The sequence below is a fragment of the Acinetobacter sp. ANC 4973 genome, assembly GCF_002135275.1.
In the GTDB taxonomy this organism is placed as follows: domain Bacteria; phylum Pseudomonadota; class Gammaproteobacteria; order Pseudomonadales; family Moraxellaceae; genus Acinetobacter; species Acinetobacter kyonggiensis.
In genome coordinates this window covers 31889-57342 of record NZ_NEGM01000002.1, presented here as the reverse complement: position 1 = coordinate 57342, position 25454 = coordinate 31889, and the positions used below count along the sequence as shown (strand labels likewise).

The 25454-nt window shown below is 39.2% G+C and carries 23 protein-coding genes; 10 read left to right on the top strand and 13 right to left on the bottom strand.

The window, feature by feature from the left end; translation table 11 throughout:
- The first annotated feature begins 223 nt into the window (after positions 1-223).
- The gene (locus B9T30_RS03220) at positions 224-838 is read left to right on the top strand and encodes a class I SAM-dependent methyltransferase (RefSeq protein ID WP_086183752.1); all 615 of its coding nucleotides are present in this window, start codon (positions 224-226) and stop codon (positions 836-838) included.
- Between the two features lie 154 nt (positions 839-992).
- Here B9T30_RS03220 and B9T30_RS03215 read toward each other — a convergent pair whose 3' ends face one another.
- The 8 genes from B9T30_RS03215 to B9T30_RS03180 form a co-directional block, all read right to left on the bottom strand.
- Positions 993-1295, bottom strand: a complete 303-nt coding sequence (locus B9T30_RS03215) for a hypothetical protein (protein WP_086183751.1) — start codon at positions 1293-1295, stop codon at positions 993-995.
- A 27-nt stretch (positions 1296-1322) separates the two neighbouring features.
- Complete coding sequence (locus B9T30_RS16455) at positions 1323-1460, bottom strand: hypothetical protein (protein ID WP_171264116.1); 138 nt, start codon at positions 1458-1460, stop codon at positions 1323-1325.
- 283 nt (positions 1461-1743) lie between these two features.
- Positions 1744-2178: a hypothetical protein gene (locus B9T30_RS03205; RefSeq protein ID WP_227518938.1), complete on the bottom strand. Its 435-nt coding sequence runs from the start codon at positions 2176-2178 to the stop codon at positions 1744-1746.
- Between the two features lie 12 nt (positions 2179-2190).
- Positions 2191-3120 (bottom strand): hypothetical protein, encoded by a 930-nt coding sequence (locus B9T30_RS03200; RefSeq protein ID WP_086183749.1) that lies wholly within the window; start codon positions 3118-3120, stop codon positions 2191-2193.
- Between the two features lie 224 nt (positions 3121-3344).
- Positions 3345-5504 carry a phosphate acetyltransferase gene (pta, locus tag B9T30_RS03195; RefSeq protein WP_086183748.1) on the bottom strand — a complete coding sequence of 720 codons (2160 nt, stop codon included), beginning with the start codon at positions 5502-5504 and terminating at the stop codon, positions 3345-3347.
- A 57-nt stretch (positions 5505-5561) separates the two neighbouring features.
- Positions 5562-6779: an acetate/propionate family kinase gene (locus B9T30_RS03190; RefSeq protein ID WP_086183747.1), complete on the bottom strand. Its 1218-nt coding sequence runs from the start codon at positions 6777-6779 to the stop codon at positions 5562-5564.
- A gap of 279 nt (positions 6780-7058) precedes the next feature.
- On the bottom strand, positions 7059-7472 hold the full coding sequence (locus B9T30_RS03185) for a hypothetical protein (RefSeq protein WP_086183746.1): 414 nt from the start codon (positions 7470-7472) through the stop codon (positions 7059-7061).
- A 122-nt stretch (positions 7473-7594) separates the two neighbouring features.
- A complete protein-coding gene (locus B9T30_RS03180) occupies positions 7595-8860 on the bottom strand; it encodes a glutamate-5-semialdehyde dehydrogenase (protein WP_086183745.1) in 1266 nt (421 codons plus the stop codon).
- A gap of 304 nt (positions 8861-9164) precedes the next feature.
- Here B9T30_RS03180 and B9T30_RS03175 point away from each other — a divergent pair, with 304 nt between their 5' ends.
- The gene (locus B9T30_RS03175; protein ID WP_086183744.1) at positions 9165-10496 is read left to right on the top strand and encodes an alpha/beta fold hydrolase; all 1332 of its coding nucleotides are present in this window, start codon (positions 9165-9167) and stop codon (positions 10494-10496) included.
- A gap of 29 nt (positions 10497-10525) precedes the next feature.
- Here B9T30_RS03175 and B9T30_RS03170 read toward each other — a convergent pair whose 3' ends face one another.
- Positions 10526-11386, bottom strand: coding sequence for a class I SAM-dependent methyltransferase (locus B9T30_RS03170; protein WP_086183743.1), 861 nt, complete (start codon positions 11384-11386; stop codon positions 10526-10528).
- Between the two features lie 185 nt (positions 11387-11571).
- Entirely contained in the window at positions 11572-12594 is a 1023-nt protein-coding gene (nagZ, locus tag B9T30_RS03165) for a beta-N-acetylhexosaminidase (RefSeq protein ID WP_086183742.1), read from the bottom strand.
- Between the two features lie 200 nt (positions 12595-12794).
- Here nagZ and B9T30_RS03160 point away from each other — a divergent pair, with 200 nt between their 5' ends.
- The 8 genes from B9T30_RS03160 (at position 12795) to B9T30_RS03125 (ending at position 24120) form a co-directional block, all read left to right on the top strand.
- Positions 12795-14993 carry a carboxy terminal-processing peptidase gene (locus B9T30_RS03160; protein ID WP_086183741.1) on the top strand — a complete coding sequence of 733 codons (2199 nt, stop codon included), beginning with the start codon at positions 12795-12797 and terminating at the stop codon, positions 14991-14993.
- Positions 14994-15453: 460 nt separating this feature from the next.
- Positions 15454-17523, top strand: coding sequence for a putative bifunctional diguanylate cyclase/phosphodiesterase (locus B9T30_RS03155; protein WP_086183740.1), 2070 nt, complete (start codon positions 15454-15456; stop codon positions 17521-17523).
- Positions 17524-17647: 124 nt separating this feature from the next.
- Positions 17648-19240, top strand: a complete 1593-nt coding sequence (locus tag B9T30_RS03150; RefSeq protein ID WP_086183739.1) for a peptide chain release factor 3 — start codon at positions 17648-17650, stop codon at positions 19238-19240.
- A gap of 260 nt (positions 19241-19500) precedes the next feature.
- Entirely contained in the window at positions 19501-20328 is an 828-nt protein-coding gene (locus B9T30_RS03145; RefSeq protein WP_086183738.1) for a hypothetical protein, read from the top strand.
- A 67-nt stretch (positions 20329-20395) separates the two neighbouring features.
- Entirely contained in the window at positions 20396-21388 is a 993-nt protein-coding gene (locus tag B9T30_RS03140; protein ID WP_086183737.1) for an RsiV family protein, read from the top strand.
- Complete coding sequence (locus B9T30_RS03135; RefSeq protein ID WP_086183736.1) at positions 21388-22209, top strand: TatD family hydrolase; 822 nt, start codon at positions 21388-21390, stop codon at positions 22207-22209. Before B9T30_RS03140 ends, B9T30_RS03135 begins: the two co-directional genes overlap by 1 nt.
- A 205-nt stretch (positions 22210-22414) precedes the next feature.
- A complete protein-coding gene (locus B9T30_RS03130) occupies positions 22415-23149 on the top strand; it encodes a Bax inhibitor-1/YccA family membrane protein (RefSeq protein ID WP_086183735.1) in 735 nt (244 codons plus the stop codon).
- Between the two features lie 164 nt (positions 23150-23313).
- Positions 23314-24120 (top strand): enoyl-ACP reductase, encoded by an 807-nt coding sequence (locus B9T30_RS03125; RefSeq protein WP_086183734.1) that lies wholly within the window; start codon positions 23314-23316, stop codon positions 24118-24120.
- Between the two features lie 147 nt (positions 24121-24267).
- Here B9T30_RS03125 and secB read toward each other — a convergent pair whose 3' ends face one another.
- From secB to B9T30_RS03110, 3 genes are read right to left on the bottom strand one after another with little or no spacing between them, the layout of a single operon-like run.
- Entirely contained in the window at positions 24268-24723 is a 456-nt protein-coding gene (gene secB, locus B9T30_RS03120) for a protein-export chaperone SecB (protein ID WP_004649756.1), read from the bottom strand.
- A 42-nt stretch (positions 24724-24765) separates the two neighbouring features.
- Positions 24766-25020 carry a glutaredoxin 3 gene (gene grxC / locus B9T30_RS03115; protein ID WP_086164953.1) on the bottom strand — a complete coding sequence of 85 codons (255 nt, stop codon included), beginning with the start codon at positions 25018-25020 and terminating at the stop codon, positions 24766-24768.
- A 20-nt stretch (positions 25021-25040) separates the two neighbouring features.
- Positions 25041-25448 carry a rhodanese-like domain-containing protein gene (locus tag B9T30_RS03110; protein ID WP_004649754.1) on the bottom strand — a complete coding sequence of 136 codons (408 nt, stop codon included), beginning with the start codon at positions 25446-25448 and terminating at the stop codon, positions 25041-25043.
- Positions 25449-25454 lie beyond the last annotated feature (6 nt).

The window sequence follows — 25454 nt, the reverse complement described above, 5'->3', positions numbered from 1 at the left end:
ATTTAGAGTAAAAAACACATGCTTACAGCAGTTGTTTCAGTGGTTGGTTTTTCATTGTTTATCGCAGCAACGTGGTTCTACGGTCAACAAGAAGATCAGGCTTAAGCTTTATCTTCTTTTTTTTGTTTAAAATAATTCAAATCTTCAAATCTTCAAATCTTCAAATCTTCAAATCATGATCTAAATTTACGTATACTGTTTAAAACATAAGAAATTTTGAATCATGAAAAATCAGTTCGAGTCTGCGCAAAATATTATTGAAATTTATAAAAAACATGCGCGTGCATGGACTGAATTACGCGGCAATTTTCTGTATGAAAAAACATGGTTAGATCATTTTTTATCATTAATTCCCCAACATTCTGAAATATTAGATTTAGGTTGTGGTTCGGGAAAACCCATAGCAGATTATCTGATTCAGCATGATCATAAAATAATAGGCGTCGATAGTTCAGATGTGATGATTGAAATGGCTAGGCAAAACTTTCCTGAACAGCGTTGGCTTCAAGCAGACATGCGAACCGTTGAATTCGATCAAAAATTTAATGCTATTTTGGCATGGGATAGTTTTTTTCATTTAACACCGAATGATCAACGGCAGATGTTTAGTCAATTTACACGATTTGCACAGCAAGGAACGGCGCTGATGTTTAGCAGTGGGCCAAGTCATGGTGAAGCGATAGGCGATTTGTTTGGCGATGCTTTGTATCATGCAAGTCTTGCCCCTGAAGAATATACAGCGTTATTGAATGATCATGGTTTTCAGGTCATAAAAATGGTCGCTGAAGATGTTGAATGTACAGGACATACGGTGTGGTTGGCGCAAAAGTTGTATTAAATTCTGCTAAATAAAAATGTGGAACAATGATTGAATAATGAGCGTGGAACGCGACTAGTTATGTAAAAAGCCTAATTAGCATAAGTTGAGCTTTTTGATAAAGTGTAAATATTTGATTTTTAAATTGGTTCTAACAATAGTTGTTATTCAGCAATTAAAAATCTATTTCAGCAAAAGGCTTCATTTTTTCTACTTGAGCCTCTTCCTTATTTTTTTCAACTTCTGCTTGGTATTGTTGAGAGATTTCTTCTGAATACTTTAATAAACGTTCTACCCATTTCCCTTTCCGAAATTGTGTTGTGTATCTACAATCATAGCCTCTTATAGCAGAAGAGACGCTTGCTTCAGCTGAGGTGTTATCCTCCTTACTATAAGATTCATATAAAACATCGCCATCTAATATCTTAATTAGACCTAACATTTCACTGCTGCCACTCCCAAAAAAAGCTTTTTTCATGGGTGCATAAAAAATTTCGCATGATTCCTATTCTACTCTTCCAGCCTTATTACTTTCAGGATTTCCATTATTTACAATATTTTTAATAGCTTCATGAAGATTTAGCTCTTCGACTATTTCTTGATTCTTTTTGATTTCTAAATCTTCAGAAAAAACAACTTTCATAATTACAATCTTCCTACTAACTATCAATTTCATTTTGTAGAAAAGCACATGCTTCTACATTAATTTCAATAAATTTATTCCAAGTCATTTTTGATGAGAAAAACAACTTGTACTGAAGATCAACCCGACAAATGTCAGGTCGATCTTCATAAATTGAGCATGTATTATCACTAGATAAATACTTACAGCTCCCATCACCTTTATCTAAATAAGCGGTTAATTCAGACCGAAATACCTGTTTGCAACAACAGCCACATTGAGTACAAGGAAATGGTTTCTGCATTTAAAACTCAATTTTTTCTATATTTGGATCATTTAGTGCCTGAATTATTTTTTCAGCTTCTTTGAGAGGGGATGATTTAACAATGGTTGTGATACTTTCCATTGCTAAATTAACTAAATCCATATTCCCAGCTTCAATACCTTTATCTAAACGTTCAAACATCTCATCAATTGAATGACGTCTTTCCTTGAAGGTTTCGGCTAAATAAGCTTTTAAAAACTCAGTTTGCTGTTCAATTTTTCCAACATTAACATCTCGCCAAGCATGTATTGCTTCTCGTTTTGTTGTTTCAGCCTGCACAGTCATCCTATATTCATGATGCGCATCAGCAAGCATCTTAAATGCCTGAAAAGCCATATCTGGTGATGGCTTTGGAATCACATTGACATTTTTCAGATTTTTAGTAGCTTTAATAAGCTCTTGTTTAGCCATCATTTATACTCTTTCTTAGATTTTTAAAAGACCTTGGCAAGTATGCTTAATATTTTTAATAGGAGATCCCTCTTCATCTATAATTTTGCAATCCAATAAATCTTTTAAAACTTTAGTATTCACAATCATTTGTTTAAATGCTTGTGGATCTGAATCATCATTAACTTTCATAGATTCAAATCTATGAACCAATTGATTTAAAGTGTAAATAACTTCATCAGCATTTTTCTGAATACCATCTAAAACAGTTTCAATCATTTTTATTTCTGAAACTGCCTTATCAACTTGAGCTGAATATTTCACAGCTTTTGTTAATGCTTCTTCAGCTTTACTAGCAAGCATAAAGCCACCGATTGCCAAAGCTGGACCAGCTACAATCCCTCCAAGAGCGATCATTCCTCCAGCCATACCAAATCCACCACTTGCAATAGAACCACCACCAAGCCAAGCTAACGTTGCATTAGTCGCTGCTACGCCAGAAAGACCTGAAATAGCAGTTCCTGTTGAAGCTGAAGCCAATAGCCCAACACTACTATATGCCCCAAATCCTGCTAGCGCCCCACCTGTCGTTCCTGCTAATAATCCTGCTTCTAATTTTAAAGAATTGAGAACCATAGCTTCCATTGCTTGAATCTCTTCAATAGAGATTGAAGATTCAAAATTTTCTAACTTACCACTTGCATTTTTAGACTTTTTTATTACATCAATAGTATGTTTAATTTGATGAGTGAAAATACTTAATTTAAGGCGACCAAGTTCTTCTAATTGAGTATTCGTTTCTTCTTTTTTCTGTTCTAAATGATTAAGTGCTTCGTCATAAGTAACCTCAGCATTTTCACCTATTTGTTTAGCTTCTTTCATATTGCCCACAGCTTTGGCACCTTTAAAAACGCCTGTTGCTCCAAGAGCTGCTGCTGCTCCCCACAAAACTATTGGTAATGGCATATTTTTTCTCTTATAAAGTTTATAGTTAGATTAAATAATATATTAAATATAGAGTCTTATCATTATATTAACGACATAAAATGTCGTTCCAAAATAGGAAAATATAATTTCTATGTTTTTAATTTGAAGATTCAAAACCGTCTATTGAACATAATAATGTTTAGATAAATTATCCATAAAAAACCACTCTCGAAAGAGTGGTCTTTGAAAACAATTAAATGAAATTAAGAGGCTTTGCTGGCCTTGGCTTCAATTTGTTGTTCCGCCTGAATTGCCGTCAAAGCAATGGTGAACACAATATCATCGACCAATGCACCACGAGACAAGTCATTTACAGGTTTATTTAAACCTTGCAACATTGGCCCTACACTCACCACATTTGCCGAGCGTTGAACGGCTTTATATGTGGTGTTGCCTGTGTTCAAATCAGGGAAAATAAACACATTGGCACGACCAGCAACTTGTGAATCAGGGGCTTTTGAACGTCCAACACTTTCAACCGAAGCCGCATCGTATTGTAGTGGGCCATCAATAAGTAGATCAGGACGACGTTGTTTGGCAATTTCAGTCGCTTTCGCCACTTTTTCGACTTCTGCACCAGCACCCGATGTTCCTGTTGAATAGGAAATCATGGCAATACGTGGGTCAATACCAAAGGCTTTAGCAGAGTCGGCAGACTGAATGGCAATTTCAGCCAATTGTTCAGCATCAGGATCTGGATTAATCGCACAGTCACCATAAACGTAGACTTCATCAGGTAACAACATGAAGAACACAGAGGATACCAATGAATATTCAGGTGCGGTTTTAATCAGTTGGAATGCAGGGCGAACAGTATTTGCCGTGGTATGTACAGCACCAGAGACCAAGCCATCCACTTGATCTAGAGCAAGCATCATCGTCCCTAAAACAACTGTATCTTGAAGTTGTTCACGCGCTTGTAGTTCGTTGATTTTACCTTTGCGTAGTTCAACCATTTTCGGTACGTAGTTTTCACGAATCAGATCAGGATCAATAATTTCAAGATCATGCGGCAATTCAATATTACGTGCTTTAGCGACTTCAACTACAATTTCAGGTTTTGCCAATAAGATACAATGTGCGATACCACGTGATTGGCAGATTGCTGCTGCTTGAATGGTACGCGGCTCGTCACCTTCTGGTAATACAATACGTTTTTTCGCTGCAATTGATTTTTGCACCAATTCATGACGGAAAGCTGAAGGGGATAAGCGCGGTTTGTATGAGCCATTTAAAAGTAGTGCAATCCAATCGGCATTGATGTGGCTAGAAACGAAACGTGTCACTTGTTCTGCACGTTCAGTGTCATCAATTGGAATTTCATTGCTTAAGTTTGCAAGATTTTGTGCTGTTTCAAATGTGCTTAAAGATGTATGCAGAATTGGTAAACCATTTTTAATTGCGGCTTGACAGAACGCTAAAACGGAAGCATTCGGTTCGTGATGTTCAGTCAATACTAAGCCTGCCAATGGAACACCATTGCTGGTGGCTAAGCTACTGGCCAATAAAACATCAATGCGGTCAGAGGCACTAATAATCAGTTCACCCGCGACAAATTTATTGAGTTCATGTTCAATATTTGAAGCAATTAAACTGCTGTGTAATACCCGACGTTGCTTAGCTTCACCTTGGTTAATCCATTCTGCTGAAATATGGGCTGCCAAATCAGAGATTCGCGGCACACTGAGCGTATTACTAAATGGCACTAAACCAATCACTGGAAGTTTTTCAGAACCAATATGTGCATGGGTTTTTTGAATCTGGGCGGTAAATTTATTGGTATCGCTAATCAAGCGTAAATTTGGATCAATCGTTACGGGAATTTTAGCAGAGTCTTCTGGTAAGCCTTTAGTACGCATGAACAATACGCCAGCCATACGGGTAGACGATGCTCCACCCAAATAGCGTAATTGATTTTCGACTTTTTCAGCTGTCACTTCAGGTTTGTTAATATCGGCATTACTGACGATAATCACTTTTGCATCCAGCGCCTGAGCCAAAGCGGCATTGAGTGTAGATGCAAATGCGTCACGACTGTTTGGAACCAGACCTTCGACAATAATCAAATCATGATTTTTAGCAATTTGGCGATGTAATCGTACTGCATCTTCAAGTAACTCATCATTCTCACCTAAGTTGAGTTGTTGGATGAGCTTGAGATAAGGAATCGGTTCAACCGTTTCGCTGTTTGATAAATGGCGATACAGTGCCGTTGAACGGTCTGATTCTTGATGCGCTTCTTGTGAAAAAGGTTTAAGAAAACCTGCTTTTACACCTTGGCATTCCAAAGCGTAAATAAGTCCTAAGCAGGCTGAAGATAAACCTACACCTTCTCCAGTGGGTACCAGCAAAATTGTTTTCATAAATTTATTCTAAATAATAAAAGATTGGTTTAATCCGAGCATAAGGTTTGCGAGCACTTAAGCAATCGCAATATCTTTAGACTTTTTTGCAGCTGCTTGATTCACCTCTTGGCTTACCACATACTCAGTCTCTTTAGCGATACGACCTTCTTCATCGGTCGGAACAACCCAAATTTGAGGGCCTGTTCCCGCATCGATACGACCTTCAGTGCCACGCTTTAAGTTATCGTTTTGCTCTTTACTTAAGTTGAAGCCAAAGTGAGGGAGGTATGCCAGTGTTTTTTCACGAATATAGGCAGAGTTTTCACCAATACCACCCGTAAAGAATAAACCATCAAGGCGCGGTAAGCCGCAGCTTAAAGCGGCCAGTGATTTAGCGAGGCGATAGCAGAACACTTCAATTGCAATGCTTGCATCTTCATTGCCTTGTTCTGATGCTTCAATCAGCGTACGCATGTCATTGGATAAATCAGACAAGCCTAATAAACCACTTTGGCTATTGAGCATTTTGTCGATTTTATAAATATCCCAACCTAAGTTGCTTGCCAAGAAGCTATGGAGACTTGGGTCGACATCACCACTACGGGTTCCCATCACCACACCTTCTAATGGGGTTAAGCCCATAGAAGTATCGACACTTTCACCATTCCAGATGGCGCATGTCGAGCTACCGTTACCCAAGTGCGCGGTAAGCCAACCGCCTTGTTTATAACTGCCTGCAAGTAAAGAACCACGTTCTGAAACATAGGCATGACTAGTACCGTGGAAACCGTAGCGACGAACATTATGTTCTGTATACAAGAATTTAGGTAATGCATAACGGTATGCATGTGCAGGCATGGTTTGATGGAATGCAGTATCGAATACAGCGACTTGCGGTAATTCAGGGAATAAGCGCATGGTTGCGTCAATACCCACCAAATGTGCAGGGTTATGAAGCGGTGCAAGCGGTGTTGCTGCACGAATACGGTCAACAATTTCAGGTGTCAGTAATTCTGCTTTGGTCAGTGTGCCGCCATGTACTACACGATGACCAATGGCTTGCGGATTATAATGCGATAAGCGTTCTAAAATGGTTTCCAAAGCCTTTTCATGGTCGGCATGTGGAATTGAAAGTTCAAGTGCAGCACCACCTGCGGTAATGCCTTTGATGCGTGCTTCAGCAGAACCTAAATTTTCTGCCAAACCAAAAATACGATCTTCACGACGTTCAGAAACAAGTGCATATTTAATTGATGAAGATCCGCAGTTAATTACTAATACTGATGTAGACACGTTTTTATACCCGAATTCTAATTGAAATTAAGTTGTCCGTAGCGATCTTCATGCAGTACGATTTAATGCAATCTGGATCTTTAAAGATGTTTTAACATGTGTTTTTTTTCTGTCCAAGATAGACTTTAGGTGATTAGACTTAAGCACTATCGACCTGAAAACGATTAATACTTAAAATTTATCAGGTGATTGTTTTTATTTATAGTCATGTTTTGTTCGCCAAATACATTGTTGCTTGTATAACAGTAGCATAATGTATCTGGAATCATTGGATTGGTTTCAGTCTGAAGGCTTGGATTGGTATTTGATTTCTGACCAACGCACAATTACATAAGCAATTAATGCCACCATAAAAAATACCAGCATCATCCAAGCCAAGCCCTGTAAGGTTTCAATAATCGTGCGGTAAATTTCCAGTACCCAGCGTTCTTGGGTTAATTCAATCACAATTTTTTTGTCACTATCGGTATAGGTCAGTGGTGTGATGTATTTTTCCATATCATAAATACGAATTCCTGATGACGTGCCGACCACCATGCCCGCAAATTTGGTGTATTTAGCCCAAGCACTGTGAATGGGGTCATTGATAATACGCGCTAAAATTTGGTTAATCGAATGTGAAAAAATTTTCATGACACCAAAAGAAACCAATAATGCCAATGAAAATGTACAGATCATTAAATAATAGAACATCATGTTTTTCCTTTTATCGTTGTTTTTATGATGTTACGAAATTTAGCGCAGGGATATTGTAGTGACTGTGTTCAGCTTCATGCTTGAAACTGAACACGGATACTTTAATGAATTAAAGGGGCTTATTGGCGAATTTGACCATCACCGAAAACCACCCATTTTTGTGAAGTGAGACCTTCGAGTCCAACAGGGCCACGGGCATGAATTTTATCGGTTGAAATACCAATTTCGGCACCTAAACCATATTCAAAACCATCGGCAAAACGGGTAGAGGCATTGATCATCACCGAACTTGAGTCGACACGTGCTAAGAACTGGCGGGCAAGGCTATAGTTTTCAGTAATAATGGCATCGGTGTGATGTGATCCATATTTATTAATATGCTCAATGGCTTCATCAATACCACTCACCACTTTAACGGCTAAAATTGGACCTAAATATTCGGTGTACCAATCTTCCTCGCTGGCAGGTTTTACCGTTGAACCGAGAATGCGCTGTGTTTCGCGGCAGCCACGAAGTTCAACCTGTTTTTCTGCATATAATTCAGCAATGCGTGGCAAAAATTCTTCAGCCACTTTCTCATCGACCAGCAAGCTTTCCATAGCATTACACACACCGTAACGATGCGTTTTGGCATTCAGTGCAATTGGTAAGGCCTTTTGCAAATCGGCTTGTGCTTCAACAAAAACATGACAATTGCCATCCAGATGCTTAATCACAGGAATACGCGCTTCATTGCTAATTCGTTCAATCAGGCTTTTACCACCGCGTGGCACAATGACATCGACATATTCAGACATGGTAATCAAATGTCCGACTGCTGCACGATCCGCAGTATTCACCACTTGTACCGAGGTTTCAGGTAGTCCAGATGCTTTTAAACCATGTTGAATGGCTTGGGCAATGGCTTTATTGGATTCTAATGCTTCAGAACCACCACGCAAAATAATGGCATTGCCTGACTTTAATGCCAGTGATGCAGCTTCTAAAGTGACATTGGGACGTGATTCGTAAATCATCCCCACAACACCTAAAGGTACGCGCATTTTGCCCAACTGAATACCTGAAGGGCGATAGGCTAAATCGGTGATTTCACCAATTGGGTCGAGCAAATTTATGACATCTTTTAAGCCATGCAACATGTCTTTAAAGCGTGTGGGAGTAAGCTCTAAGCGATCAAGTAATGCACTGTCCAAATGGCTGTTACGACCTTTGGTCATATCCATTTGGTTCGCAGCTAAAATTGCAGCTTCACTGTCTTGTAAAGCAGTGTAAATTGCAGATAAAGCATGGTTTTTAGTTTGGGTAGAAGCGCTTGCTAACACGCGAGAAGCTTGGCGTGCTTGTTGTCCTACCGTTTGCATATATTGTTCAATTGAATCTTGCATAGCGGTTTGATCACTTAGAAATTACACCTTTGATAGTAACAGTCTGGAACACGACAATGAAGCATCTCGCTTGAAAAAAATCTTTGAAACTTTTCAGGTGTTAATATTTTGAAATTCTTTTTGTTTGTAAATTTAGATGAGTGGTGATGGAATAAGTTGCACGTGAAATCATCCTCTGTATAGAATGAAAATATAGGGACATAGACGTCTGATAATTAAAGCCAAGAATGGATGCAGTACAGCGCAGAAATTCTATATATATTTTCTTGCAAAATAACAATAAGGCAAGGATGGAGGAAGGGATATGAATTCCATGATCCAAATGGACGCGGAAGTACAACAATCAAATATGAACGTTAGTTTTTTTGATCTTTATCATCGAAACAGTTTTAAAGCGCCTGCACGTACTACATGGATTGATGGCTGGAAAATTGAATATATGGCGATTGCTCAGCCTGAAACGATGCACAATACGCCAATTGTGATCGTGGGCGGAGCATTTCAAAATTTTAATTCTTATAAATACTGTGTTGAGCAATTGCTGAGTGCGGGTCCAATCATTTTAATTGATCTGCCTTCGATGGGGGCAAACCAACAAATCAGCAACCGCGATACGGGTATTTCGGCTGGAACTTTAGAGCTACCCGATTTAGCCAGTATGTTAGGGCAATGGTTGGATATCGAGAACCTTTCCAAAGTTTCGGTGATGGGAATGTCGCTGGGGTCGGTGGTGGCTTCGAGTTTTGCTGTGCAACGTCCAGAATTGGTAGATCGCATGATTCTGATGGGAGTGATGCAAAAAACCCGTAAAAGTTGGCGGATGTTGCTTGAAGAGTCTTTGCATTTGATGAAAGAACAACGCATGGACGAGTTTGGTCAGGCGGTGATTTTATATTTGGTCAATCATGCCAAAATGGATAAAACGCGGATGTCCCCTACGGCAAAGCGTTTGTTTTTTAGGCAAATGGCGGAGTTTACGGCAACCGAGCAAGAGCGCTATGAAATTAACTGTAATCGGTTGCTGCGTTTAACCGATGTGCCTATTCCACAGTGTAAAGTGCTGGTGGCATGTGGACAATATGATAGTTTTACTTTGCCGCATGAAAATGCCAATTTTGCCCTGCAATGCCCAGAGATGGAATTTGCTATGATTGCCAATGCCGATCATGTGCCACAATTACAACGTCGTAAAGAAACCATGAGTTTATTTGCGACCTTCTTACAAGGTCTGTCCATTCACAATGTGGAAGGCATTATTCCCATGACACGGGCGCAATTGCTCACCTTGGAGCGTCGTGGGGAAGAACGCATTACGGTACAACAGCCAATGACGTTATTGACCCATCGTCATTCAGATTTGCAACTACCTACCCAGATTGTAGATTTAAACTACTTTGGCATTTTACTTGAATTTACTGAAGGTTTAACGGCACAAGCGGAACAATATCCACGTGATTTGGCTTTGCATTTGGAAGATGAAGAAGGTCAATTTAAAATTGAATGTTTAATTTTTGATGTAGGTTCAACGCAAATTCGGGCTTTATTTAAGCATGGCAGTTTTGAGGTGGCAGAGCGATTAATGCGCTATATACAACGACAAAAAGAAGCCGTTGCCGTATTGGAAGCGGTGAGTTAATTTTCTTTAATACGGCATAAAAAACAGCGTTAATCAACGCTGTTTTTTATGTGGGCATGAATCATCCAAACCAAGTCTCCTAGATGTTCCTCGTTAGAGGATAAAGAGGATGCTTGATGGTCAAAATATAGTTGCGGTTGAGTAATATTGACCTGTTCAAAGCCTGCTTGCTGGAAAAAACTTTGTGCCTGTTGGGGATGAACGAAGTGAAAACTAAAAGCGCTACGCGACATCAATTTCAGTAATTTACTGCAACCCCAAATAAAATTGGCTAATTTATTTTTGACTGGCTCAGGGTAGATATCTGTGAGGTAATGCAATTCTTTGAAATTTTTGCCGTAATTTGAAATGGCATGAAGTAATTGTAATAACATGTTTTTATTGAAGTAGTTAATTAAACCTTCGCTAATTATCACCAATGGGCGAGTAGGATCAAAGACTTGAAATGCTTGTTCGAAGTCCGCAGTGAATAAATCGACTGATAAAACTTCGGGGCTAGTGCAATCAATTTTTTGGAGAGCTCGGGTTTTAACTTTCGCCATATCGGGTAAATCAAGTTCACGATAATCAATATTGGGAAATTTTTGGCGAAAATTCCATCCTCGCGGTGAAAGACCACTGGCGATTTCCAGCACTTGTAAGTCGGGGTGCTGCTCAATCAGTTGAATAAGATGTTGGTCAATCATGCTGTGGCGTTGTTTGAGTGTGGTACGCATGCTGCCACCGACAAATTTTTCCGCCCAACTTTCTAAAGGATGAACCAATTTTGCCAGCATTTTACCCTTAGATGTCGCAAAAACAGGGTGGGAAATCCCCATGCTGTACCAAATATAGCCCGTATAATGTGCAGTAAATGAAATATGTCGATGTTCTGAAAGCTGTTGTGTCATGTCATCCTGACCTTATCTGTTTTTGTAGTTTTAAATGTAAGTCGATTCGATTTTTTACCTTCATCACGGCTTTTTTTAAATTTCTTGTGCAAGATAAAATGAGCCAAGTAATGTAAAAAGTCTGTGACTTTGTTTTTTATTATCATAAAGAAAAAGGAACACCTTGTCGTGTTCCTTTTGTCGCATTAATTAAATGATTTTTTAAAGTTTTCGATATTGTCTTTCACTTTTTTCCATTCAGCACCTAATTCAAGGGTTTGACCCACAGTGATTGGTGGGATTTGTCCACGCATACGTTCTAAACGTTGTTGATTGGGTAGAGGGAGTTGCTGCATACCTGCTAAAGCAGTACACGCTGCTGAACGGTCATTACAGACTAAGCCCATATCACAACCCGCTTTAAGTGCCGCTTGGATACGCGCATCTGCACCACCGGCCACACAGGCAGCTTGCATGGTTAAGTCATCAGAGAAAAGCACACCCTCAAAGTTCAATTCTTGACGTAAGACTTTTTGAATCCAATAAGGCGAGAAACCTGCTGGATTTGGGTCGACTTGATCGTAAATCACATGCGCTGGCATGAGTGCATCAAGTTGCGGCATGAGTTGAATAAAAGTCTGCATATCTTTATGGTAGATTTCATCATAACAACGTGAATCTACAGGTGCTGCAACGTGAGAATCGGCCTTGACTGAACCATGACCAGGGAAATGTTTTCCTGTATTTGACATACCTGCACGTTTCATACCTGCTAAAAATGCACGGGCAAGTGGCACAATATCTTGAATATTTTGGGCAAATGCACGGTCACCAATCACATCACTGACATCATTTAAGTCCAATACAGGTGCAAAGCTAAAGTCGATCCCCACAGCAAGGACTTCGGTTGCCATCAGCCAGCCACATTGTTCAGCTAAAGCAAGAGCTTGTTCAGGGTCACTGAGGTAGCGTTCACCTAAACGACCCATTGCAGGCAGCAAGGTAAAACCCTGTTTTAAGCGTTGCACGCGACCACCTTCTTGATCAACGGCAATTAAAATATCGGGTCTTACACGACGCATATGATCTGTTAAAGCACGAACTTGTTCTGGTGATTCTATATTTCGAGAAAATAAAATCATGCCGCCTACTTGCGGTGCTTGTAATAGTTCAATATCTTCTTGAGTAAGTTCTGTGCCAGCGATGTCTAGCATCAATGCGCCAATCATATCGGTGTCCGTGTGGGTATTTTATAAAGCAAAAACAATACCTGAATTCTGCAATGATTTGCTACATTTTGACAGTACAGAATATGATAAAACTACACGACATACACATATTAAGTTGTTTAAGAATTTGAATATACTCAATTCATGCTGAAAAACAACGTTGTAATATTGGTCAAAGACCAAGGAAGTACGAATTATTTATGAAACTTCAAACATTAGCTTGTGCCGTTGCAATTGCGACAGGTGGATTTTTCTTTTCCCATGTAATGAACGAGGCAATTGCAGCCAATAATACCGTTGCAGCGCCTCAAACCATTCAATCGACACAAGAACAAGCACTGGTATCACGCCAATTGGCAACATTGGTTGACCGTCAACATTACTTAAATATGCGCTTAGATGCTAATACCTCTAATCGAATTCTTGATTTCTATTTAGATAGTTTGGATGCAGATCATTCATTATTTTTAGCTTCTGAAGTTGAACAGTATAAGAAAAATTATGGTTCAACTTTTGGCGCTGCATTAAAAGCAGGGGATTTATCGGGTCCTTATTTAATTCATGCCCAATATCGTGAGCGTTTAAAACAGTTCTATCAATTCATGTTGGCTGAATTGAAAAAACCACAAAACTTAAAGCAAAGTAATGTTTATATTGAAACCGATCGTGAAAAAGCACCTTATTTTAATTCTGTAGAAGAGCAACATAAACATTGGCAAAAAATGTTGGTGTCGCAGCTGATTAACTTAAACATTAGCAAAGAAGAAGAGGCTGCCAAACAAAAAGCATTAAAAGATGATCCTACTTTAGCCAATGGGCAAGATTTAACCAGTCCAGAGGATTTAACGCCTGTCCAAACATTAACCAAGCGTTATACGCGCCAACTTGAGCGTGTCAGTCGTGTGAAAAGTGATGATGTCTTGGACAAAACCTTAAATGCGATGATGTTGACCTATGATCCGCATAGCAACTATTTTCCACCTGTAGATGCGATGGAGCTGAACCGCCAAACTACTTTGCAATTAGAAGGGATTGGGGTTTCAATTCGTCCTGAACGTGGCAACGAAGACTACACCAAGATTGAAACGATTGTTGAAGGTGGCCCTGCCAGTAAGTCAGGTCAAATTAAATCGGGTGATCGTATTATTGGTGTTGCGCAAGATGGCGACAAAATGGTCGATGTCGTGGGCTGGTCAAGTGGTGAGGTGGTTGGTTTAATCCGTGGTAAGCGTGGCACAAAAGTCAGCTTACGTTTATTGGGTGCTGGTGCATCAATGGGTCAAGCGCGTACCGTGAGTTTGGTGCGTGATGTGATTCAAGAAGAAGATGCGGGCGTACGTTCACGTACAGTTGACATTAAGCGTGATGGCAAAAATTATACTTTTGGTGTGATTGAAATTCCATCTTTCTATTTGAACTATCGTGCGCGTCGTGCAGGCACAGAATATCGTTCAGTGTCTGAAGACACCAACAACGCACTAAAATCTTTGGCTGCAAAGAATGTTGAAGGGATTATTATTGATTTACGTAATAACCCAGGTGGCTCACTTGAAGAAGTTGCACGTATGTTGGGTCAAGTGATTAAGACCGGTCCAGTAGTACAAATACGTGATGGCAGTGGTAATGTCAGCGTATTTGAAGATAATGATGGCGGCACACAAACCTATGCAGGCCCTCTTGCGGTAATGGTCAATTTGGCTTCAGCATCTGCGAGTGAAATTTATTCAGCTGCAATTCAGGATTATGAGCGCGGTATTGTGATTGGCAGCACAACTACGGGCAAGGGTACAGCACAAGTGCAATTGGACACCTTGGCTTATGGTCAAGCGACTTTGACGCAGCGCAAGTTCTATCGCGTTACTGGCGGCAGTACTCAAAATAAAGGCGTTGTACCAGACATTAAACTCGTTGATATTTACAATGAAGAGTTTGGTGAGCGTAAGGCAAAAAATGCCTTGAAGTGGGACACTATTCCAACTGCACCCTTTAAGCGCGAAGGTTCTGTACAACCTTATGTACAAAACTTAGCCCAGTTATCACAACAACGAGTGGTGAATGATCCGCAATTTAAATATTTAGAACAGCGTAAAGCCATTGCTAAAAAAACCGATGAGCAAAAACGTGTGGTACTAGATATTGATCAGCGTAAAACAGAGTTGAATGCGTTAGAGCAGCAAACCTTAGAGTCCGAGAATCAACGTCGAATTGTGACAGGACAAAAACCGTATGCCAACTGGGAAAGTTATCAAGCTTCAATAGATGCTTTGATTGAGTCGCGTGCCAAAATGAAAGCGGCAAAACGACCTGCTTTAGCTGAAGAAGAAGTATTTGTGACTGAGTCAGCTCAAGTTTTATTGGATTATGCTAAATTACAATCGACCCAAGCTTCTGCTCAATAGAAGGGTTGATTCAGCATTGTTTATTTAAATGTTAAAAAACCAGTCAGTTCAGCTGACTGGTTTTATTTGGCGGCATATCTGTAATTATGGATTACATAACAGCGGTTTGATGTTATAAAGGCAGATAAAAAGAGACAGCAATTTTAGCGATTTTTTTAAATAAATTGGAGTTGTTGTTTAATTTTTGAGCTTAACAGGTGGTGACTTTAAGTATTAAAAACATGAACGGAGTAGGGTTAATTGAAAAAAGTTTGATCTATGTTTGCTTAATGAAATGTCTAAATTAGAAATAAAAGTGGATAGCCTAATTACCACTTGACCAAAATGAAATAGTATAAGATTCTTATTTTGATCGATTTTTTATATAAGTACTTTTTAGAGGCGAAAAACTTTCGTGAAAGGGTAATTGATATTAATAATGCGGATTAAAACAAAAATATAACCAATACGGAAGCTGAATATGATTCATATACATTATGATTTTAGCCTCATTGTAGGTTCTATTATTGTTGCTATTTTAGTTTGCTATTTAGCAATATCGATTGAACAATTATTATTTCGTGAGCTGTTTCAAAAGTATAAAAAAATTCTTCTTGTGATCAGTGGCTTTGTTTTAGGTGCTGCAATATGGTGTACGCATTTGGTTGGTATACTGGCCAGCCATTTACCAGCAGCTTACTCTTCTGATTACAGGTTTGTTTTTGTTTCTTATCTTATTGCATTTATTGCATCTACCTTTGCTGTGTGGTTAATCACCAAAGAAACATTACCGTTTATGCGCCTTATTTTGGGTGCACTCTTGATGGGGCTCGGTATTTCTGGAATGCACTATGTCGGAATGATGGGCTTAGTGTTGGGGCAGCATAAAATACACTACGATCCATTATTAACGCTTTTTTCTGTTGTGATTGCCATTAGTGGATCTGGCTTAACTTTATGGCTGACTTTTAAATATAAAAATGCGGTCTATAAACTGATTCATATTAAACTCTACCTTGTATTGATGATGGCTTTTACCATTATTGCTATGCACTATACCGGTATGGCTGCAATGTCTTTTGATTCTATCCATACCGATCAACTGCTTTCGAACTATCAAACGGAACAAGGATTAATTTTATTTACAATCGTATTTATTAGTAGCTTAATTTTAATTGCTACATTTTGTGTGGCTGTATTAGAACAACGCTTAGAAGCACGTAATAAACAGTTGTCTAAAGTCAATCGTGAGTTAGCCAATCGAGCAGTGGAAGATAATTTAACCAAGTTGCCTAACCGTTTATTCTTAGCCGAATATTCACATTTTTTATTTACTGAGCATCGTTATCGCGATGATAAAATTGCCTTTCTTTATATTGATTTAGATCGCTTTAAGGCAGTGAATGATGTTTTTGGTCATCATGTGGGTGATCAACTGTTGGTACTGCTTGCTACGCGGATTCACAGTAAACTCAAGGCAAATGAAAAGTTGCTGCGTATCGGTGGTGATGAGTTTCTGATGGTGCTAGAAAGAGCAACCATTGACACGGCTAGCGAAACCGCAGAAGAGGTATTGGGATGGATACAGGACAGTTTCTTAATTGCGGGTAAAGAAATTAATATTTCGAGTAGTATCGGCATCGCGATGTATCCAGATCACGCCAATAATTTACAAGATTTATTGATTAATGCTGATGCTGCAATGTTGACATCAAAAAATCAGGGCAGAAATACCTATTCATTCTTTAATTTCACGGCCGATCAACAAGAAGCGAAAAGCCAAACTAAACTTATTAATGATTTATATAAAGCAGTAGAAGAACAACAATTTGTTCTGTTTTATCAGCCTAAATTTACCACCCAAAATCGTGAAATTTGTGGCGTAGAAGCACTTATTCGTTGGAATCATCCAAATTTAGGGCTTTTACCACCCAATATGTTTATTCCTGGTGCTGAAAAAACCGGACTGATTATTCCAATGGGGTATTGGGCACTTGAGCAAGCTTGTAAACAAATCCAAATTTGGGAGCGCAATGGTTCAAATTATTTCCCTGTGGCTGTAAATTTGTCTGCGGTACAATTTGAACACAAACATCTGTTTTCAACGCTTGAAGGCTTATTTCAAAAGTATCAAATTAAACCGCATCATTTGGCAATTGAAATCACTGAATCTACCGCGATGCATCATATTGATGCCAGTATTCGTTGTTTTAACCGTTTGCGTCAGATGGGGATTAAACTTGCCATTGATGACTTTGGTACAGGACATTCTAGTTTTTTGTATTTAAAAAATTTACCTGTTGATGAGTTGAAAATAGATCGAGAATTTATTAAAGATCTTGCTATAGGTTCAAAAGATGAAATGATTTTAGCCAGTATTATTCAATTGGCAATTAAATTAGGCTTGGTGGTCACAGCAGAAGGGGTGGAAACGCCATTGCAGGCGGAGATCTTAACCCGTTTAGGATGCCAGCAATTGCAAGGGTATTTGTTGGGAATGCCCGTGAAGGTTGATCACTTAGAAGAGATTAAATATACATTTTCAAGTTAAGATAGATGTTCTTTGAACAAGTTTAGCTCATTTCAAAAGTTTGATGATCTGCTACAATATCGGCAAATTTTTATATTGATCAGTTCTGATCTTTTACACTGCCATTCTGCAGTAGGTATCTTTCATGAGTTTTAAAGATGAATTAGCGGCACAGGTCGCTCAGCGACGGACGTTCGCGATTATTTCCCACCCCGATGCTGGTAAAACCACCATGACAGAAAAACTGTTGTTATGGGGTAAGGCAATTCAGGTTGCAGGAATGGTCAAAAGCCGCAAGTCAGACCGTGCTGCAACGTCTGACTGGATGGAAATGGAAAAAGAGCGTGGGATTTCCATCACCACCTCTGTAATGCAGTTTCCTTATAAAAAACATGTCATTAATTTATTAGATACCCCAGGGCATGAAGACTTTTCTGAAGATACTTATCGTACATTAACTGCGGTTGACTCTGCATTAATGGTGATTGACGGTGCAAAAGGTGTCGAAGATCGAACCATTAAATTAATGGAAGTGTGTCGTATGCGCGATACACCGATTATTTCTTTCGTCAATAAAATGGACCGTGAAATCCGTGAGCCTTTAGAGCTTTTGGATGAAATTGAAAATGTTCTTAAAATTCAGTGTGTGCCAATTACATGGCCACTGGGTACAGGACGTGACTTCGCTGGGGTATACAACCTACTCGAAGAAAAATTTTATGTGTATAAGGCTGGTTTTGGTTCAACCATTACCGATATTGAAGTTCGTGATAGCTATGACCATCCTGACTTGCGTGAAAAAGTGGGTGAACTTGCTTTTGCCGCATTTGAAGAGTCGTTAGAGCTTGTACAAATGGCCAATGAGCCATTAGATCGTGACTTGTTCCTAGAAGGTAAACAAACACCTGTATTATTTGGTACGGCTTTGGGTAACTTTGCGGTGGATCACGTGCTGAATACATTTATTCAGTGGGCACCTGAACCTAAAGCTCATCCAACACATGAACGTGTCGTTGAAGCAACGGAAGAAGGCTTCTCTGGTTTTGTGTTTAAAATTCAAGCCAATATGGACCCGAAACATCGTGACCGTATTGCTTTCATGCGTATCTGCTCAGGTAAGTATGAAAAAGGTCTGAAAATGAATCATGTACGTTTAGGTAAAGATGTACGAATTAGTGATGCCTTAACGTTCCTCGCAGGTGAGCGCGAACAGCTTGAAGAAGCTTGGCCGGGTGACATTATTGGTTTACATAACCACGGAACCATTCAAATTGGTGATACATTCACCTCGGGTGAAAATCTACACTTTACTGGTATTCCGCACTTTGCACCGGAAATGTTCCGCCGTGTTCGTTTAAAAGATCCGTTAAAATCGAAACAGTTACAAAAAGGTTTGAAAGAGCTTTCAGAAGAAGGTGCAACACAGGTATTTATGCCGCAAATCAGCAATGATTTGATTGTGGGTGCAGTCGGTGTTCTTCAGTTTGATGTGGTTGCCTATCGATTGAAAGAAGAATACAAAGTAGATTGTGTGTATGAGCCAGTCAACATCAATACCGTACGTTGGGTTTCATGTGATGATGAAAAGAAATTCAATGAGTTTAAGAAAAAAGCCCACGATCAATTGTCCCTTGATGGTGGCGGTCATTTGACCTACCTTGCGCCAAGCCGTGTGAATTTACAGTTGATGCAAGAGCGTTACCCTGATATCCAATTCCGGGCGACACGCGAACACTAAATAGAATAAAAAATAAAACAGCTTCTTTATGAGGCTGTTTTATTAGGGGGCTGATGACATTTCATAAATAGTTTGCGCTGTAGGCTAAAATTGAGCAGATAAGGTATGAAATGCAAAGAATAGCGAGACTATTTTTAAATTTCCTACTTCATGTCTTATGTCAGCTAAAAAATATGTGTCGTTGCAAACATAGATGAAGTGTCAACAGCCTCCTTAGCATCATTGATATAGATTATTATTTTAGAAAAAGAGTTGTGAGCATGAACGGGAAAATAGTGGCTGCATCCATGATTGCTATTGGTCTGATACTCAGTGCCTGTGATGCTTCAAAAAAAGAATCCACAGAAGAATCGGCACAGGAAAAGTCACCCGCTGCTATATTTAAAACCGAGCAAGCAGAGGTGCTACCGTATTTAAATATCCAAGAACAAGAGGCAAAAATTGCTTTACCTTTTTGTGAAACCAAGAATTGTATTGATCTCAGTATTCAAACGGTGCATACCGCTGATGCTTGGCTTAATGATTGGATTGCCAAAAGCCAAGCCGTGGTGATTCAAGATCAAATCGGTATGAAACAAAAAATGACTTTGCAGCAAGCCATCAATGCTTATGTGAAAAAATCGGATGCATGGCAAGCAGAATTTTCTAAGAATAAAGCCTACGAATTGTCGATGTATACCCGAATTGCTTATCAACGGAATCAGTATGTACTGATGCAGTTAGGGGTAGATACCAAGCAAGAGGGGGTTAATGTTAAAGAGCGCTATTACTTCTTTGTGGCAGATCGTAAAAAGCAGCAAACTGTAGCTTTATTGGATTTAATTCAGCCCAAACAACAAGCTTACATGAATAATATTGTGCAGCAAGCGTATCAAAAATGGTTAAAAGCACAAAGCACCGAAGTGAAACAACACGCGCCTCAAAAACTCTACTGGGGGCAAGCAGATTGGTTCTTTGATCAAGAAGGTATTGGTTTACATTATCGGACGCATGAAATTGCTAAAGATGGTGCACAACTGGATATTTATTTCAATAAACAACAAACGCAACAGATATTGAAAGTTGATGCTTATCAGAATATGTTCTAGTCATCCGTAGTCAATACTGACATCTCATGACAGTCAATTTATCAGATAAAAATTATAGGTCAAAATCATGTTAAAAAATAAAACACTATTTACGATCAGTATTCTTGCATCCATGATGGCATTGAGTGCCTGCCAACCGAAACAAACTGAGCCAAAAGATGATCCAGTACAGAAACCCGCGATTGTAGAACCTGAAATTTTAAAATTGGCAGGGGATTCTGAAAAGTTAGCTTTGGTTTTGCCAGAATGTGATGGTAACAATTGCCCAGAAATTTCGATTGAACGTCTGTCCAGTAACCAAGCTTTTATTGATGAATTTATAGATCAACAAATCTTAAAACAATTAAATCAAATGATAGATATTTCACCGAAGTTACTTAAAGCCGGTCAACTGGCGACAAGTACTGCTGATCCCGAGCATAACAAAGTCAGTGATCAAGCGACTGCGCAAAAAACATTGGCAACCGTTGAAACACCTAAGCAAAAGCTGGAAAAACAAGTTACACCTTATTTAGTGACATTTTTGGCTTTAGATAAGGAATTAAAGGCTTTAAGTGCCAATCATCAAATTAGTTTGATGATTAAACCGAAAATTTTAAATACCAACTTACCTTTGGCGACTGTAGTTTTAAATTCCAGTAGTTATTTGGGTGGGGCACATGGTTCTTCGGCACAGCGCTATTATAATTTTGATTTAAAAAATAAAAAACACGTTGAGCTTAATGCTATTTTAGCGCCCAATCAAAAAGCCCAGTTAGAAAAAAAAGCCCATGAGGTTTTTAAAACGTGGGTGCTGGAATCTAAATTAGCCAATAGCGTTGAAGAATATGAACAGGCGTGGAAATTTACCCTATCAGATAATTTTTATTTATCTAAACAAGGCTTAATTTTGCAATATGGTGAATATGAAATTGGTCCCTATGTTGTAGGGTTACCACGGTTGATGATTCCCTATGACCAGTTGCAAACGATTCTAAAAAAAGAATATTTGCCGCAGGTTGAAGTCAAAGATCAGGCTGTGGCTGCAAGTGTTGCCACTGTAAATAAAGCCAAACCTTAATGCTCTATTCATTGTTTGATACCCATACCCATTTTGATGTTGCTGATTTTGATCTTGATCGGGAGCAATTGGCACGCGCAGCAAAAGCGGTTGGGGTCGAACGCTTAATTTTGATTGGTTTTGTCCAATCACGGTTTCAAGCATTGCTACAAAGCCAACATGATTTAAATCGATTAGATCATGCACCGAAAAGTTATTTAGCTCCGGGTTTACATCCTTTTTATATTGAACAGCATCAACTGTCCCATCTTGCCGATTTGGAAGCTATTTTAAAAACAGAACAATGTGTGGCGATTGGGGAAATCGGTTTAGACACCTTTTTAAAACAGCACAAACAGCCGACTATTTTTCAAAAACAAAAAGATTTTTTTTCGGCACAAATTGAATTGGCTGAGCAGTTTCAGAAGCCCGTGCTTTTGCATATTCGTAAATCACATGCTGAAACATTGGCGATTTTAAAACAGCATCAATTTAAATTAGGTGGAATAGCACATGCTTTTAGTGGTGGAATAGAAGAAGCCAAAGCTTTTATTAAATTGGGTTTTAAAATTGGTGTGACGGGACAAATTACCAATCCGAATGCGAAAAAATTACATGCCGTGGTGCGGGCGATTGGTGCTGAACATTTGGTGCTCGAAACGGACTGTCCCGACATGACGCCGTTATGCTGTCAAAGCTCCACTGAACATCGTACCCGAAATACGCCAGTCAATTTACCGCATGTTTTAACTGGATTGGCTGAAACATTGCATCTTGATCTGCATGTTTTAGCACCGCAGTTATGGCGGAACTCACTTCAGGCTTTACGGCTTGAGTTTTAAAACATATTGTTTAATAGCCTTTTATCCATAAAGATTCGTATTTAATATTAGAGTCTGCTATGAATATATGGTATTTGACTTGGTCATATTTTGTCTTGATTTAGTGTTCTGATTTGGCTTTTACACGATAGAGCAGTAGTATAAAAAAGAACAAACCCTACTTATATATTTAAAATTTTATTTAAATGAAAAGAATGAGTCCATTATGCAAAGTAATAACCCCATTTTAACGCGGGTAGAAACCCACAGTGATTTTAACGACACCATGACCGTGCAAGGCGCGGTGCAAAAATCGATTTTATTAACCGTGATTGCCGCTGTCGTCGGATTATCCCTATTTTTTTATAGCTTCATGACTTTAAATTTATCACTGGCCTATGCTGCTGCAATGGTTGGTGCAATTGGTGGCTTGATCTTGGCCTTGATCACGACATTTAAGCCGAATACTGCCCCTGTGTTGGCCATCCCTTATGCCTTGTTTGAAGGGGCATTTTTAGGGGGGATTTCAGTGGTCTTCCAAGTCAAATTTCCTGGTGTACCATTGCAAGCTTTACTCGCCACTTTTATTACCACTTTGGTGATGTTTACCTTGTATCGCTTTCAAATTATTCGTGCTACAGAAAAATTTAAGGCGGTCGTGCTATCAGCATCTATTGCGATTGCCATTGTTTTTGTGGTGCAAATGGTGATGCGCCTAGCTTTTAGTTCAAGCATTCCTTACATTTTTGAAAGTAATTGGCTCGGAATTGGTTTTGCTGCATTTGTTGCCGTGATTGCTTCTTTAAGTTTAATTCTAGATTTTGACCTGATTGAATCATCCGCTGCACAGTATGCACCGAAAGCGATGGAATGGTTGTGTGGTATTGCATTATTAGCGACCTTGGTTTGGATGTATTATTCCTTCCTTCGTTTGCTTGGTTTATTGCAAGGTGATGATTAATCAGGCTAAAAATTAAATTGATTGTCAGCTTAATGCCCCTCGATTTAATCGAGGGGCATTTTTTATGATTTTTACAGAACATATTAAAAAAAGGCGCATTATGCAATTTCGCAAATGCTTCAGACTTGGCATTATGCTTGTAAATTATTTTAAGCGAGATTCACATGGCACAAGGACTATTGGCGGGTAAGCGTTTTTTAATCGCGGGTATTGCAAGTAAATTATCCATTGCATTTGGTATTGCTCAAGCTTTACACCGTGAAGGTGCAGAACTCGCATTTACGTATCCAAATGACAAATTAAAAAAACGTGTGGATGATTTTGCTGCACAATTTGGTTCAACTTTAGTTTTCCCTTGTGATGTTGCTGTTGATGCAGAGATTGAGCAAGCTTTTGTTGAATTGGCAAAACATTGGGATGGTTTGGATGGCGTGGTTCACTCTATTGGTTTTGCTCCAGCAAACACTTTAGATGGTGACTTTACTGATGTTACAGATCGTGAAGGCTTTAAAGTTGCGCATGATATTAGCGCATATAGTTTCATTGCGATGGCACGTGCTGCAAAACCATTATTAACCGTTCGCCAAGGTTGCTTACTGACGTTGACTTACCAAGGCTCTGAACGTGTGATGCCAAATTACAACGTGATGGGTATGGCAAAAGCATCATTGGAAGCGGGTGTGCGCTATTTAGCCTCTAGCTTGGGTAGTGAAGGCATTCGTGTAAATGCGATTTCAGCGGGTCCAATTCGTACTTTAGCAGCATCAGGGATTAAATCTTTCCGCAAAATGTTAGATCTTAATGAAAAAGTTGCACCACTTAAGCGTAATGTGACCATTGAAGATGTCGGTAATGCTGCATTATTCCTTTGCTCACCTTGGGCAAGCGGTATTACTGGTGAAATCATGTATGTAGATGCTGGCTTCAATACGGTAGGTATGAGCGCAGATTTGATGATGGATGGTGAATAAATTCATCTAAAAGCTCCTCCCTTTTTTAAAGGGAGGTTGGGAGGGATTCTGTAATCTCCCCCAACCCCTCTTTGATAAAGAGGGGGGCTTAAAAACCAATAAAAAAGACCGCAAATGCGGTCTTTTTTATGCAAAAGCAAAGCTAAATTACGCTTGACCTTCAGCAGCAACTTGAGCACGTTGCATATTTGCTTCGAATTCAGCATCGAAGTTGATCGGGGTAAGCAACAATTGTGGGAAGCTTCCTTTAGTGACCATATCATTTACAGCTTCGCGTAAGAATGGGAACAAAATATTTGGGCAATATGCGCCAAGAATATAAGGAAGACGTTCTTCTTCAACGCTATCGACCAAGAAGATACCCGATTGAGTGACATCAACGATGAATGCGGTTTCACCCGCGTTGTTCGCTTGAACAACCACTTGTAAAGCCACTTCATAATGCGTTGCATCAATTTTTTCTGCTGAAGAAGACAAATTGATATTCAATTCAGGCTGCCATTCTTTGGTAAATACTTGCGCCCCAGGGACTTCAAAAGAAATATCTTTCGTGTAAATACGTTCTAATGCCAATTGTGGTTGAGCTTGTTGTTCTTCACTCATTCTTTAATCCTTAATTATGAAGAGGTGATTTAATTTAAAGTCTTAAGCCAATAGTTCGTTGAGTTTGCCTTCACGCTCTAAAGCATAAAGTTGGTCAAATCCGCCAACAAATTGGTCATTAATAAAAATTTGTGGAACAGTACGGTGATTGGTGCGTTGCATCAATTCCATACGGACTTCAGGCGCTTCATTAGACAGATTAATTTCTTTATAAGCCACGCCTTTACGCTCAAGAAGTTGTTTTGCACGCACACAATACGGGCAAACTGTGGTGGAGTAAATTATTACTTCAGCCATTTAAATTCTCCTTAAGTGAATTATTTGCTTTTAATAAGCGGTAAGCCTTGGGCTTTCCAATTGTTTATACCGCCATCTAAACGATAGCTATCGGCATGACCGACTTGTTGTAATGCTGTACCCGCGATTTGACCTAAGTTGCAAATAAACACGAGTGGGCGATCCGCAGATTTTAACTCTTCAATATGGCTTGTAATTTGGCTATACGGAATGTTACGGCTACCACTGATATGACCTTCACGGAAGTCTTTTGCATCGCGTAAATCAATCAGCATGGCATTTTTAGCTTTAACTAAAATACCCAAAGATTGTGCTGAAATTTTACGGCCATTGCGTTGTCCTTCTAAAACGAAGAACAAAACAATCAAGACCCCAAGTGTTCCAAACAAGAAGGGGTGATTCCCCATAAATGCCAACCAACGTTCCACAAGTCA